At 68.8% G+C, this 13,010-nt stretch carries 8 protein-coding genes; 5 read left to right on the top strand and 3 right to left on the bottom strand.

Annotated elements, in window-relative coordinates:
• The first annotated feature begins 96 nt into the window (after positions 1-96).
• Both ACEN9H_RS14940 and fdhD read left to right on the top strand, forming a co-directional pair.
• The gene (locus tag ACEN9H_RS14940) at positions 97-1,200 is read left to right on the top strand and encodes a catalase family protein (protein ID WP_413675394.1); all 1,104 of its coding nucleotides are present in this window, start codon (positions 97-99) and stop codon (positions 1,198-1,200) included.
• A 17-nt stretch (positions 1,201-1,217) separates the two neighbouring features.
• Positions 1,218-2,057: a formate dehydrogenase accessory sulfurtransferase FdhD gene (gene fdhD, locus ACEN9H_RS14935; protein WP_413675393.1), complete on the top strand. Its 840-nt coding sequence runs from the start codon at positions 1,218-1,220 to the stop codon at positions 2,055-2,057.
• Between the two features lie 3 nt (positions 2,058-2,060).
• On the opposite strand, the gene ACEN9H_RS14930 is transcribed toward fdhD, so the two are convergent.
• A complete protein-coding gene (locus ACEN9H_RS14930; RefSeq protein ID WP_413675392.1) occupies positions 2,061-2,411 on the bottom strand; it encodes a hypothetical protein in 351 nt (116 codons plus the stop codon).
• 129 nt (positions 2,412-2,540) lie between these two features.
• On the opposite strand from ACEN9H_RS14930, the gene ACEN9H_RS14925 reads away from it, so the two are divergent.
• The 3 genes from ACEN9H_RS14925 to ACEN9H_RS14915 all read left to right on the top strand — a co-directional run bounded on the left by ACEN9H_RS14925 (position 2,541) and on the right by ACEN9H_RS14915 (position 8,698).
• Positions 2,541-4,421 (top strand): hypothetical protein, encoded by a 1,881-nt coding sequence (locus tag ACEN9H_RS14925; RefSeq protein WP_413675391.1) that lies wholly within the window; start codon positions 2,541-2,543, stop codon positions 4,419-4,421.
• Positions 4,422-4,502: 81 nt separating this feature from the next.
• Entirely contained in the window at positions 4,503-6,299 is a 1,797-nt protein-coding gene (locus ACEN9H_RS14920) for a hypothetical protein (protein WP_413675390.1), read from the top strand.
• 77 nt (positions 6,300-6,376) lie between these two features.
• On the top strand, positions 6,377-8,698 hold the full coding sequence (locus tag ACEN9H_RS14915) for an outer membrane beta-barrel protein (RefSeq protein ID WP_413675389.1): 2,322 nt from the start codon (positions 6,377-6,379) through the stop codon (positions 8,696-8,698).
• A gap of 10 nt (positions 8,699-8,708) precedes the next feature.
• Here ACEN9H_RS14915 and ACEN9H_RS14910 read toward each other — a convergent pair whose 3' ends face one another.
• Together ACEN9H_RS14910 and ACEN9H_RS14905 are read right to left on the bottom strand one after the other, a co-directional pair.
• Positions 8,709-9,545: a hypothetical protein gene (locus ACEN9H_RS14910; RefSeq protein ID WP_413675388.1), complete on the bottom strand. Its 837-nt coding sequence runs from the start codon at positions 9,543-9,545 to the stop codon at positions 8,709-8,711.
• Between the two features lie 121 nt (positions 9,546-9,666).
• The gene (locus tag ACEN9H_RS14905; protein ID WP_413675387.1) at positions 9,667-12,816 is read right to left on the bottom strand and encodes a di-heme oxidoredictase family protein; all 3,150 of its coding nucleotides are present in this window, start codon (positions 12,814-12,816) and stop codon (positions 9,667-9,669) included.
• Positions 12,817-13,010: the final 194 nt, after the last annotated feature.

Raw genomic sequence — 13,010 nt, 5'->3', positions numbered from 1 at the left:
TCGGCAAATCCGCGCACTGCGTACGGCGATGCACAGACCGCCGGGGCCGCGCGCGCCGATGATCTGCACATCATCATTCAAACCACTGGACCCATCATGACCGCCCCGATCCCGTTCGAACCGCGTTTCGAAAGCCTGGAAGACGACGAAGCGCAGACCAGCTTCGACCTGCAGACGACGATGCGCAGCATTTCCACGAAGACTTACGAGCATTCCGGCCGCGCGCTGCGCAGCGTGCACGCCAAGACGCACGGCCTGCTGGTGGGCGAGCTGACCGTCGAGGCGGGGCTGCCGGACGCGTACGCGCAGGGCCTGTTCGCCCAGCCGGGCACGTATCCCGTCGTGATGCGGCTGTCGACGACGCCGGGCGACGTGCTGGCGGACGACGTTTCCACGCCACGCGGCATGGGGATCAAGGTCGTCGGCGTCGAAGGCCCGCGCGTGGGCGGGAGCGAGCACGACGTCACGCAGGACTTCGTGCTCGTCAACGGTCCCGTATTCAGCGCGCCGAACGCGCAGAAATTCCTCGGCAGCGCGAAACTGCTGGCCGCGACGACGGACAAGGCGCCGAACCTCAAGCGCCTGTTTTCCGCGCTGGCGCGCGGCGCCGAACAGGCCGTGGAAGCCGTCGGCGGCGACAGCGTGACGTTGAAGGCGCTGGGCGGCCATCCGGAAACGCATCCGCTCGGCGAGACGTATTACAGCCAGGTGCCGATCCTGTACGGCCGCTACATGGCGAAGGTGCAGGTGGCGCCCGTGTCGCCCGCGTTGACGGCGCTCGCGGGCAGCCATGTCGACCTGGAGGGCCGCCCGGACGGCCTGCGCGACGCGGTCGTCGGCCATTTCGCGGCCGAAGGGGGGCAGTGGGAAGTGCGGGTGCAGCTGTGCACGGACATCGACCGCATGCCGATCGAGGACGCGTCCGTCGAATGGCCGGAAGACTTGAGCCCGTACGTGACCGTGGCGCGCCTGCGCGCGGCGCCGCAGAAAGCGTATGGCGAGGAGCTGGCGCGCCTCATCGACGACGGCATGCAGTTCAATCCGTGGCATGCGCTGGCCGCGCATCGCCCGCTCGGCTCGATCATGCGGGTGCGCAAGGCGGTGTATGCGATGTCGAAGCGCTTCCGCGCGGAGCGCAACGGCAGCGCGATCGCGGAGCCGCGCGACGTCGAGGGGGTGAAAGCCGCGGCGCGGCGCTGATGGTATCATCGGCGTCGATGAATTCTCTTCACGATCCCGAGACCGGCGCCTTGCCGCCCACGGCGCAGCCGCGGCGTGTGCTGCGTATGCGCGCGGGCGTACTCACGGAGGTGGACGACCTGGTCGTCGACGAGGTTCCCGTCGCACTGGTCTACAACGGGATCTCGCATGCCGTCATGATGGCCACGCCGGCCGACCTGGAAGACTTTGCGCTCGGCTTCACGCTGAGCGAAGAGATCATCGTGGGGCCGGGCCAGTGCTACGGGATCGACGTCGAGCCGGCCGCGGGCGGCGTCGCCGTCCAGATCGAGATCGCCGGCAGTGCGTTCATGGCGCTGAAGGAGCGCCGCCGCAGCCTGACGGGGCGCACGGGCTGCGGCCTGTGCGGCGTGGACAGCCTGGATCAGGTCTGCCGCGCGTTGCCGTCGCTGGCGCCGGCGCGCGGCTTCCACGTCGATGGCGTACGGCGCGCGCTGGGAGCGATCGGCGCGGAACAGACACTGACGAAGCTGACCGGCGCGGCCCACGCGGCCGCCTGGTGCGGCATGGACGGCACCCTGCGCATCGTGCGCGAGGACGTCGGCCGCCACAACGCGCTGGACAAGGTGATCGGCGCGATGGCGCGGGAACGCGCGGCGCCCGGCGCCGGTTTCCTGTTGATCACCAGCCGGGTCAGTTTCGAGATGGCGCAGAAGGCCGCGGTGGCAGGCGTGTCCGCACTGGTCGGCATGTCGGCGCCGACCCTGGCCGCCGTCGAACTGGCCGACAAGGCCGGCCTGACGCTGCTCGCGTTCGCGCGCGGGAACGACTTCGTCTGCTATACGCACGCCGACCGCCTCGGCCTGGCCGGCGCGTGACAATCAGCCGGAGACGAGCGCCAGCAACGCGTCCCGGTCGGCCGCGTGCTGGCGCTGGGCGGTGACGCGGTCCCACAGCAGGAACATGCCGTACGCCCATTGCGCCACCAATTCCGCTTCCCCGGCCGGCCGCGTCGCCGCGCTGCCCAGCAGGCGTTCGATCTCTGTGCGCGTCTGGGTCGTGACCTGCTCGTAATTCCACGCGCCTTTCGGCCGCATCTTCTGGCGGGCGCGGTAGCGGCGGGCCCGCTCGGCGTCGCTGAGCTTGTCCTCCTTCGGCGGACGGCCGCGCTTCTTCGCCAGCGCCGCGTCGAGCGGCAATTCGATCGTGCTCAGGTCTTCCGGTTGCTTCATGGTGCGGTCGAGAATGATTGTCGCGCCATTATTCGTGACGCATTTCAATAAAGCAATAGGGAACTGCGCGTGCGCTGGCCTGCCTAACGGTGCGGGAGGCTGATGACAACCCTTGTGCCGGGAGGTCTTATGGCAACCAAGCGCATCGCAATCGCCTGCCAGGGCGGCGGCAGCCACGCCGCGTACACGGGCGGCGTCCTTCCCATCCTGCTGGAACAGTTCGACAACCGTGCCGACGAGGACGGCGCCGGCCGGACGGCGCTCATCGCGATCAGCGGCACGTCCGGCGGCGCCATCAGCGCGCTGCTCGGCTGGTACGGCTTCATCACGGGCGGCGCGCCCGAGGCGGGGCGGCGGCTGGACGCGTTCTGGCGGGGCAATTCCGCGCTCGGCCTCGTCGAGTCGACGGTCAACCATGTGTGCCGCGGCCTCGCCGACCTGGCCGCGATGGGCGGCTGGGACATCAAATCCAGCCCGTACGTGTGGCCGCTCGCGGGCATGGAGCGATGGAACGCGACCGCGTGGCCGGCGCTGGCCCGCATGCTCGGGCCGGACAATCCCTGGATGCGCCCCGGCTTCTTTTCGCTGCCGGCGCTGCTGCGCCCGGGCGTGGACTGGCCGCTCGTCGCGCTGCTGGGCGAGTTCGCCAGTATTCCGACCGAGGTGGAGCGCTGGCTGCGCAGCGACCTGGAGGCGGCCATGTTCCCGCCGACGGCACCCTGCCAGGAACGCTACCGGGCCGACCGGGGCGCGGTCGAGGGCCGCATCGCGAACAAGCTCGGCGCCGCCGACCGCCTGCGCGCGCGCATGGCGCAGATCGGCGTTCAGCCCGGCAGCCTGCTGCACGCCGCGCTGGAGCGGTGGCGTCCGCCCGCGGTGCGCTTCGATGCCGGGGCGCTGGGGCAGCTCGCCGATGCCGTGCGCCTCACCTTGCGTCCGATCCCGCGCCTGCTGCTGGGCGCCGTGGAATTGCACGAGGGGGAATTCGTCGCGTTCAGTTCCGAGCGGGCGCCGGGCGACGGCGGGATCTCGCTCGACGCGGTGCTGGCGTCCGCCGCCGTGCCGTGGCTGTTCCGCGCGCACGAGATGGCGGGCCTCGACGAGGTCACGCTCGCCCCGCGCCCGTTGACCTTGTGGGACGGGCTGTTCTCGCAGAATCCGCCGATCCGCAACTTCCTGTCCGGCGTGCCGGACGACGAGAAAAAGCCGGACGCGATCTGGGTCGTGCAGATCAACCCCAGCCAGGCCAGGCTGGCTGGGAATGGACCGCACATCGCCTTCGACGGCGGCGAGATCTGGGACGTGCGCAATGCGCTGGGCGGCAATCTCGCCATGAACCAGGAACTGGGTTTCGTCGATGCGATCAACCGGCGCATGGAAAGCGGCCGCGGCGACGATGCGTCCCCCGCCAGCGCGGCGGCGCAGCGGCGCGACAAGCTCGTGCAGGTCGACCGCATCGTCATGGATGGCACGGCCGTCGAGGCGGCGGCCGGCATGCCGCTGGGCGCGAACTCCAAGCTGGACCGCGACCCGGTCCTGCGCGCCGCGCTGTGGGACCACGGGGCGGCGCAGGCGCGGCGCTACCTGGCCCTGCGCGAGCACGTGCCCAGGCTGTTCGCCGACCTGGACGGCACCCTGGCCGGGGCCTGTGCCTGCGCGGCGGGCCAGCGTCCGGACGGGGCCGGCGGCACGGTCCGGCCGGACGGCGCGGCGCACTTCGGCGAGCTCGTCATCGATGGCGCGACCGTCCACGGCATCGCGCCGGACGTGCCCGGGATGCCGCAGGCCGTCGTCGCCTGGCGCTCTGCGCACACGCTGATCAACGGCCGGCCCGTACGCATCGAAGGGCAGTCGGAGCTCATGGTCGCGGATGCCGGCTGGCAGCTGAAGGACGTGCGGATCACGGCCGTCGCGCCGCAGCCGCGATCCGGGCGGACGCCCGCGCCGGCACGGGCGCCGGCGGGGCGGCAAGCCGTGCCGGTACGGCCGCCGCCCGAGGCTCGGCACTGAATATATAATGTGCAATCGGCAACGATCCCGGTAGAATGACAGGGTTGTACGTTCGTAAATACTGTCAAGGAGTCCCGGATCGTGGTTTTACCATTCAAAAGGTCGGCGGCGGCAGTCGCCGTCGTCTGTGCGCTCGTGGGCGGCGCCTGTTTCGCGCAGGAGGCCGGTCCGCAAAGCATCGTCGTCACGGGCCAGCGGGGCACGTCGGCCTGGGTACGGGCCGAGAGCGCCCACGTCGTCGTGCTGTCGGACGCGCCGCGCGAGGACGTGGCCCGGCTCGTGGAACACCTGGAACGCCTCGACAGCCTGCTGCGCGTGTACACGGACGACTACCGCCCGAAGTCGGCGGGTCCGGAGACCAGGCTGAACCTCGTGTACCTGAACGATGTGCGTGACCTGGACCTCGTGGCGGCCGACCGCCCGGCCAATGGCATCGCGCTGTTCCGCGATTGCACGGACGGCACCCAGGGCTTCCTCGTGCGGACGGCGCCGCTGGCGGCCATCGACGACGACAAGCTCGTCAAGACGCCCCTCGACGAAGGACTCTCGTACGTGTCGGAAGCGTATGCACGCCACTTCCTGTACCGGCACACGGACGTGCGCGGCCCGTCCGCCTGGATCGAAGGTTTCGCGAATTATTTCGCGGGCGTGCGCTTCGGCGCGACGCAGATGGTGATCGGCCGCACGCCGCCGGGCGTGGGCCGGTATTTCTATTTCCTCGACCAGGGCCACCGCTACAACCTCGACTATGCCGACATACTGGGACCGCGTCCGTTCGCGAACCTGTCCGACACGCGGCGCCGGGCCGCGGGCGTGGAATTCGAGGCGCGTTCCTGGCTCCTCGCGCACTACATCCTCGGTGCCGGCGAACGGCGCAGGAAGCTGGGGACGTTCCTGAATGCCGTCCACCAGGGCGCCGACCCGGCCGCCGCGCTGCGCGACGCGTTCGGCCTGGACGTCGGCGCCGCGTCGACCGCGCTGTGGCGCTACCGGCTGCAGCGGGCCGAGGTCATGCGCGTGGAGCAGCCGCCCGGTCCGCGTCCGGAGATCGCCATCACGACGATGTCCGCGACCTCCGGCGGCTTCATGCTCGCCGACGCGGCCCTGAAGGCCTGTCCGGCGCCCGCGCAGGGGGAAGCGCTGCTGCGCACGCTGACGGCCGACGCCGGCGCCGTGCCGAACGTCGAGGCGGGGCAACTTGCCCTGAACCGGGCCCGCGTCGACTGGGGCGACCCGGCCGCAGCGCTGCCGTGGCTGGAGAAGACCGCGCGCCGTGCCGATGCCGGCGCCGACGTGCTGTTGCTGCTGGCGCGGGCGCACCTGAAGCTGGCCGCGCGTCTCGACGCCGGCGCCCGCGCGCCCCACCTCGACGCCGCCCGCGCCGGCATCGCGCGGGCGCGCGAGCGGGATCCGGGCGCCGGCGCCGTTGCGCTGGCGGCGCTCGACCTGTCGCTGCTGGCCGACGGCAAGCCCAGTCCCGAAGCACTGGACGGCGTATTGACGGCGTGGCGCACGGGCCGGGATTCGCGCACGCTGGCGCGTGCGGCGGTGCTCGCGTCCTGCTACCAGGTCGACGTGCCCAGGGCCGAGCACATCCTGCGCACGCTGGAGAACGACGTCCGCGACCCCGCGACGGCCGCATGGGCGGCGGCGTTCCAGCGCCGCCTGGACGGCGGCCTGAGCCTGGCCGACATCGCGGCGGAAATGCGCCTGGTGCCGGGCGCCGGCGGCTTCAGCGAATGGACGATCGACCAGGTCAGCGTGATGCGCGACGTCGAATACAATGCGGGGCTGGAGGACGCCCGGGGCTTTTTCGAGCAGCAGATGCAGAACCCGGATCCGTCCAAGGCATTGCTGAACCCGCCGACGAGCCGCTAAAAAAAGCTGGAACTTTTTTGGGTAGCCGGAGGAATACGGATTCATGCTCCGGCGTTTCCACTCACTGATCCTGTTCGATGATTCCGACCAAGCACGCGCTGAAAATCCTTCCCGCCTTACTCGTTACCTGTTTCGCCGTACCGGCGTCGTTCGCACAAACGGCGCCGCCCGCCGCCAAGACCGCACCGGACACGCAGTCCGACGGCGGGGTCGCGACCGTGGAGGTGGTCGCGACGCGCCCGACCAACAAGGTCGACCGCGATGTTTACGACCTCAAGAACGACATAAGCGTGAGCAACGCGTCCGCCGCCGACATCCTGAACAACGTGCCGTCCGTCACGGTCGACCAGGACGGCAACGTGGCCCTGCGCGGCAACCAGAACGTGCAGATCATGGTCAACGGCAAGCGCGACGCCCAGTTCCAGGGCCAGAACCGGGGCGACGCGCTGAACGCGTTCCCGGCCGAGGCCATCGAATCCATCGAGGTGATCAACGTGCCCGGCGCCGAATTCGGCAACGAGGGCGGCAGCGGGCCGATCATCAACCTCGTCCTCAAGCGCAACCGCAAGGCCGGCTCGCGCGCGAACATGAGCGTCAACAAGGGCACCGAGGGCCGCGGCAACGCCTTCCTCAACGGCGAGCATGCGGAAGGCCCGTACTCGATCTCCGGCAACATCGGTGTGAGAGAGTACGTGCGCAACAACCATAACGCGTCCCAGCGGGAGGATCTCGACCCGGCCACCGGCGCCGTCAAGGACTCGCAGGACTCGGTGGGCAACCGGCAGGGCCGGTCGAAATCGCTGAACCTCGCGTCGACGTTCACCTACAACGTCGGGGAGCGCGACCAGGCCGGCGCCACCGTCAGTTATTCGAAGATCCGCAACGAGAGCGACAGCACGACCTCGACCCAGCGCTTCGCGGCGGACGACGCGCCGCTGGCCGATTTCACGAGCCGGTCGCAGAGCCGCTCGCCGGCCGAGAACTTTGGCATCGGGGCGTCGTACGACCACAAGAGCGGCGCGCCGGGCGAAGACCTGAAGTTCGACCTGCGCTATACGGGCCAGAACAATCATTCCGATTCGGACGTCTTCTACGACTACCGCCTGCGGCCGACGCCGTTCATCGCGAACAGCCTGCGCTCGACCGACCGGCGCAACCGCATCCTCGACATCTCCGTCGACTACGAGCGCAACGTCTGGGACACGTGGCACCTGAAGGCGGGCGCGAAGGTCGCGGACAGCAAGACGAACAATCCGACGAACTACCTCGGCCAGGACCCCGTCACGGGCGAGTACGTGCCGGTGGCGAGCCGCATCAGCGATTTCGAATCGAACGACCGCAACGCGGCCATCTACGGCATCCTGTCCACGAAGCTGGGCAAGAACCTCAGCATCCAGGGCGGCCTGCGCGGCGAGTACACGGAACTCGACGTCCATCAGCCCCTGCTGGCCGAGGAAGACAAGTATTACTACATGAACTGGCTGCCGAGCTTTTACGTGACGCGCGACATCGGCACCGACGGCATGCTGCAGTTCCGCGCCTCGCGCCGCATCGCGCGGCCGAACGAGCGCGACCTGAACCCGAACCTCGTCTACCTCAGCGACTTCAGCGCGCGGCTCGGCAACCCGCACCTGCAGCCGGTGAACAACGACAACTTCGAGGTGGCGTACCGCGACCGCCTGTTCGGCGTGGACAGCAGCTTCGTCCTGTTCAAGCGGCGCGAGTCGCCCATGATCGGCAACCGCAGCTTCGCGCTCGCGCTCGATCCGAACGTGATCGTGACGTCGCCCATCAATTTCGGCGCCAACGATTCCGTCGGCCTCGACCTGAATTTCAACATGCGCCAGCTGTTCGTCCCGGGCCTGTCCGCCAACCTCGGGGCGACGCTGGCCAACGAAAAGCGCCAGCGCATCTCCAACTTCACGACCGACGCGACGGCCGTGGAGCAGACGAACCACCGGGAAAACATCAAGCTGCGGCTCGCGTACCAGGTGGGCATGGAATCACTGCAGCTGAGCGTCAACCGCAACGGCGCCACCTTGAACGGCCAGGGCATCAACAGCGCCGTCACGATGACGAACTTCACGTGGATGCACCGCATCACGCCGCGCCTGTCGCTGAACCTCAACGTGAACAACGTCTTCCACACCGGGAACATGGAGAGCGACATCGAGAACGAGGTGCTGCGCCTGCATACGCTGAACGTGAGCCAGCCCCGCATCGTGCAGATCGGCCTGCGCTACCAGTGGGGCGGCGTGACGGGCGACGAGCGCCTGCGCAACGGCAACCGCGGCATGTTCCGCGGCGGCCGGGGCGAAGGCGGCCCCGGCGGCGGCTTCGGCAATGGCGGGGGCGGGTTCGGACCCGGCGGCGGAGGCGGTGGCGGCGGGGGCTTCTGAACGCCTGCGCTTACGGAAACGGCCGCAGCGCGATCCCGTGTTCGTACAGCCTGGGGAGCCACGCCTGCTCGAAGATGCGCCGGAACCCCAGGTTCGTCGGGTGCATTTCGTTCGACCAGTAATCGCGGTACGTGTGGTCGCGCGGCAGCATGCCGCGGCTGTCGATGTGCACGACGCCCGGCGTCACGGCCGCGAGCGGCGCGAGCAGGTCGTCGTTCAGGCGGTCGATCATGAGGCGCACGATCGCGCTGCGCAGCGCCAGGTCCGGCGGGACACCGCGCCGGTCCAGCGCCGGCGCGAGCCATGGCCCGGCGTGGATCAGGCCGAACTCGAAGCCCCGGCCGTCCGGCACCGGGTAGTCGTAGCCGTGCACGAAGATGGGCGCCAGGGTGGCGCTGGCGTGCTTCGCGACGCGGATCGACGCGATCAGCCGTGTGAGGGCCTGGCGCAGCCGGAACAGCATGTCGTCCATGCCGCGGCCGTCGATCCAGCCACGTGCATCGGTGCCGGGCGGGCGATGGTCGAACAGCGCGAGGTCCACGTCGACCGCGTCGTTGCCCGCCCCGCTGATGTAGAACTCCGCAAACCCTTCCACGAAGCCGGGACGGAGGAAATGCTCGACCGTGTCGGCATACTTGCCGTCGCCGACGTAATCCTTGAGCCGCGCACCGTTGTAGCCCACGAGCTGGATGTTGCGATGGTCGTCGAACAGGGCCGGATGGTTGATCATCGTGCCCAGGATATTATTGTTGACGTACCAGAACCAGGAATCGCCGATGGCGAGCGCGGACGGATAGCCGATGTCGGCGTTGTCCCAGCGCTCTTCGGGTTTGTAGATGTGCGGCATGATGGCCTCCGTTCCACGTATTGTGCACTGACCGGGAACAAGAAGGCGCATTGACGCAAAACAAAGATACTGTGATGCGTCACAACAAATGCGGAGCAGGGTGGCCGCTCCGCATGCCATGTCAGAGCGACTTCAGGAACGCCAGCAGCGCCTCGCGGTCCGCCTTGCCGAGGTTTTCGAAGCGCACGCGTGCCTGCGTGGCCTCGCCGCCGTGCCACAGGATCGCTTCAAGCAGCGTGCGGGCGCGGCCGTCGTGCAGATAGCCCACACGCGCGGCGTTGCCCATCACCTTGTCCGTGTAGCCGATGCCCCACAACGGCGCCGTGCGCCACATCGCGCCCGTCGCCTGGCCTTCCGCGAACTTGTCCGCCAGGCCGTCGCCCATGTCGTGCAGCAGCAGGTCGGAGTACGGGTGGATGGTCTGGTTGCGCAGCTCCGCGAACAAATGGCCGCTGCCCGTCTTCATCTCCGCCGTGTGGCAGGCGGTGCAGCGCATGCCCTGGAACAGCTTCGCGCCGGCGCCGACCTGCACCGGATCGACCCGGTGCTCGTCGAGCGGTGCGACGCCTTTCGGGAACCCGCTGGACAGGCTGCGCTGCGCTGGCACGGCGACGAGCGCCAGGTAGTGGGCGATCTTCTGCAGGTCCGCTTCCGCGATGCCGGTCTGCGAGCCGCCGGCGGCGCATGCTGCCGGGCCGTTCACGCAGGCGCGGTTCGGGTAGACGGGTGACGTCACGCCCATGTCGAGAAGGAGCGCTTCGGCCGCCTGGTGGCGCAGGGTCGCTTTCGCCGCCTTCCAGCCGAAGCGGCCGAGGCGCACGGCGCCGCTCTCCGGATCGTAGGCGAAGTTGGCCACGCCGCGCACGCCGTCCACGTCGGGTGTCGTGCGCGCGCGCGCGAGGATGTCCGCTTCCGGCACGGCTTCCAGCAGGCCGGTGCCGATCATCGGCTGGGCCGCGCGCAGCGACACGCGCTCCGGCACCGGGCCCTCGAAGGCCAGCGTCGGCTTGCGCAGTTCGACGACGGTGCCGTCCGCGAGCTTGACCGTCTTCGCTTCGAAGCCGGCGACGCGCACGGCGGTGCCCCAGTCGCGGGCGCCGTTCATCTGGATCGCCGTGCCGTATTGCGGATGCGGCAGCTGGCGGCCATCCGTGCCCGTGACGGCCACGCGCACGGACATCGCGTCCAGCTTCTGGTTGATGCTCGCCGGCGCCGGGCTGCGGCCGTTGTTGACGTGGCAGCCGATGCACGCGGACTGGTTGAAGCGGGCGCCCTGCAAACCGACGGCGCCGAGGTAGCGGTCGTTGCCCGGCTCATTGTGGTCGCCCGTCGTGAAGTTCGTGTGGACGAGGCGCCGTCCCTCGACGAAGCGCTGCACGTCCTGCATGCCCGCATTGTTCTGCGGCTGCTGGAACATGAACAGGCCGTTGTCCGAGTAATTGTAGGAGACGGAACCGAGACCGCCGGACAGCGTCGCATCCGGCAGCGGCACGGAATTCAGGCGCGGCTGCACGCCGTACCACGGCCGCAGGCCCGCCCCGACCACGTACACCCATTCCGGGCCATAGTAGCGGATGCCGCCGTTGTCGCCTTTCGCGGCCATCGCGTCCGTCGTCGAGAACATCGACGGCGCGACCTCGATGACGTCGCCGACGACGAGCGGCCGGGACGGTACGTCCTTCCCGTTCGGGAAACCGTCCGCGCCGAGATCCGCGTGGCCCGGATATGCCTTCACCAGCAGGGTGCACGCGCCGTTGATGCCCGCCGTGGCGGTCAGCCTGCCCGGCGTCGGATACGGCGTCGGCTTGCAGAGCGTGACGTTGCGGTCGACGAGCTCGCCCGGATTCATCCAGCCGTAGCCGGTGACGCCGGGCCGGTCGAAGCCGCGGAAGAACGCCACCTGGCCGGGCAGGAAGTCGACCTGCGTGTACTGGTTGTAGACGAGCGTCGGCTTCGTGACGCCCGCCACGCGGCTGTTGTCGATGATCTCGATGCCCCAGGTGCGGTTCTGGAAGTATTGCGGCACGAATGTGAGGTAGTTGCCCGGTCCCTTGTCGAGCGGCAGGCCCGTCGCCGGATCGACGGTCTCGTTCGGGCCGTAGCCGATCTCGTTCCAGTCCTCGCCGCGCTCGCGTCCATGGCGGGCCATCGCGCGGGCGCCGAAGCGCGTGACGAGCGTGCCGTCGGGGAGGGTGAATTGCAGCGTTTCCAGCGGTTCGGTGGAGGCGGGCAAGGGCGTCCATCCGCTGCCCGATGCGGGATAGTTCAGGGGCGACGTCGCGTTGACGGGCAGCGTGTTGTCGCTGCCGGGCGTGCGGAACTCGACCTCGAACAGCGAGTAGCCGTATTGCGTGGCGCGCGCGACACCTTGCAGGCGCACGTAGCGCGCGCTCGTGTTCAGGTTGAGGAATTCTTCCGTGCCGCCCTTGCCCTCGGCGACGTAGCGCAGTTGCGTCCACGTCTTGCCGTCGTCGGAGACGCGCAGCGCATATTCCTTGCCATACGCGTTCTCCCAGGTCAGTTTGACTGCGCCGATCGGCGTCGGCGCGCCGAAATCGAACTGGATCCAGGCGCCGTCCTCGGCGGCGCTGGCCCAGCGCGTGTCCGGCTTGCCGTCGATCGCCATCGACGCCGCCAGCCCGCCGTTTTCCACCGCCGACGACGTCGTCGCCACCGGCTTGACGACGACTCCAGGCTTGGTGAGGTCGACCGGAATTGGCGTCGGGACGCTGCCGCCCGGCGTGGCGGGCGTGCCGGTAAACGCCTGGATCTCGAAGATCGAATAGCCGTACTGGCTCGAGCGTTTCACACCCTGCATGCGCAGGTAGCGGCCCTGGGCGGACAGGCTGCCGACGTCCTCGGTGCCGCCCGTGCTGGCGTCGACGGTCTTGATCGTGGTCCAGTGCACATTGTCGTCCGACACCTGCAGCAGGTATTGCAGCGCGTGCGCGTTTTCCCAGACGATGTTGACGCGGTTGATCGTCACGGTCTTGCCGTAGTCGAGCGTCAGCCACTGGTCGTCCGTGAACCCGCTGCTCCAGCGGGTGGCGGCGTCATGGTCGATCGTTGCGGCGGCCGACAGATCGCCCCGTTCCGACGCGCTGGCGGTCGCGGCGGCGGGCGTCAGCGCGCTTTCCGTCGCGAATTCCGCCGCCGTGCGGGTCATCGACTGGCTGCTCGGCGCGCCCGGATCGCCGGCGCCGCAGGCGGAGAGCAGGGCGCTGGTCAACAGCGCCAGGGTGGATGGTAAGCCTCGATACCGTTGTGGCATGGTTCCTCCTTGAAGGTCAGGTCGCGCGGGATGATCCCGCTGTCGATACGCTCTGGCGGCGCTTGTTATTGTTTCTGCGTCAATAAAGCTGATGACATGATAATCATCATGTATAAAATGAAAATAACGGCCGTCGCAACGGCCGTTATTGAAACGTTTCCACATGGAAACGTTGCCAAGATAGCTCGGGATCT

It is taken from the genome of Massilia cellulosiltytica (assembly GCF_047325105.1).
Classification (GTDB): domain Bacteria; phylum Pseudomonadota; class Gammaproteobacteria; order Burkholderiales; family Burkholderiaceae_D; genus Telluria; species Telluria orientalis.
This window is presented reverse-complemented; position numbering and strand designations above follow the sequence as displayed.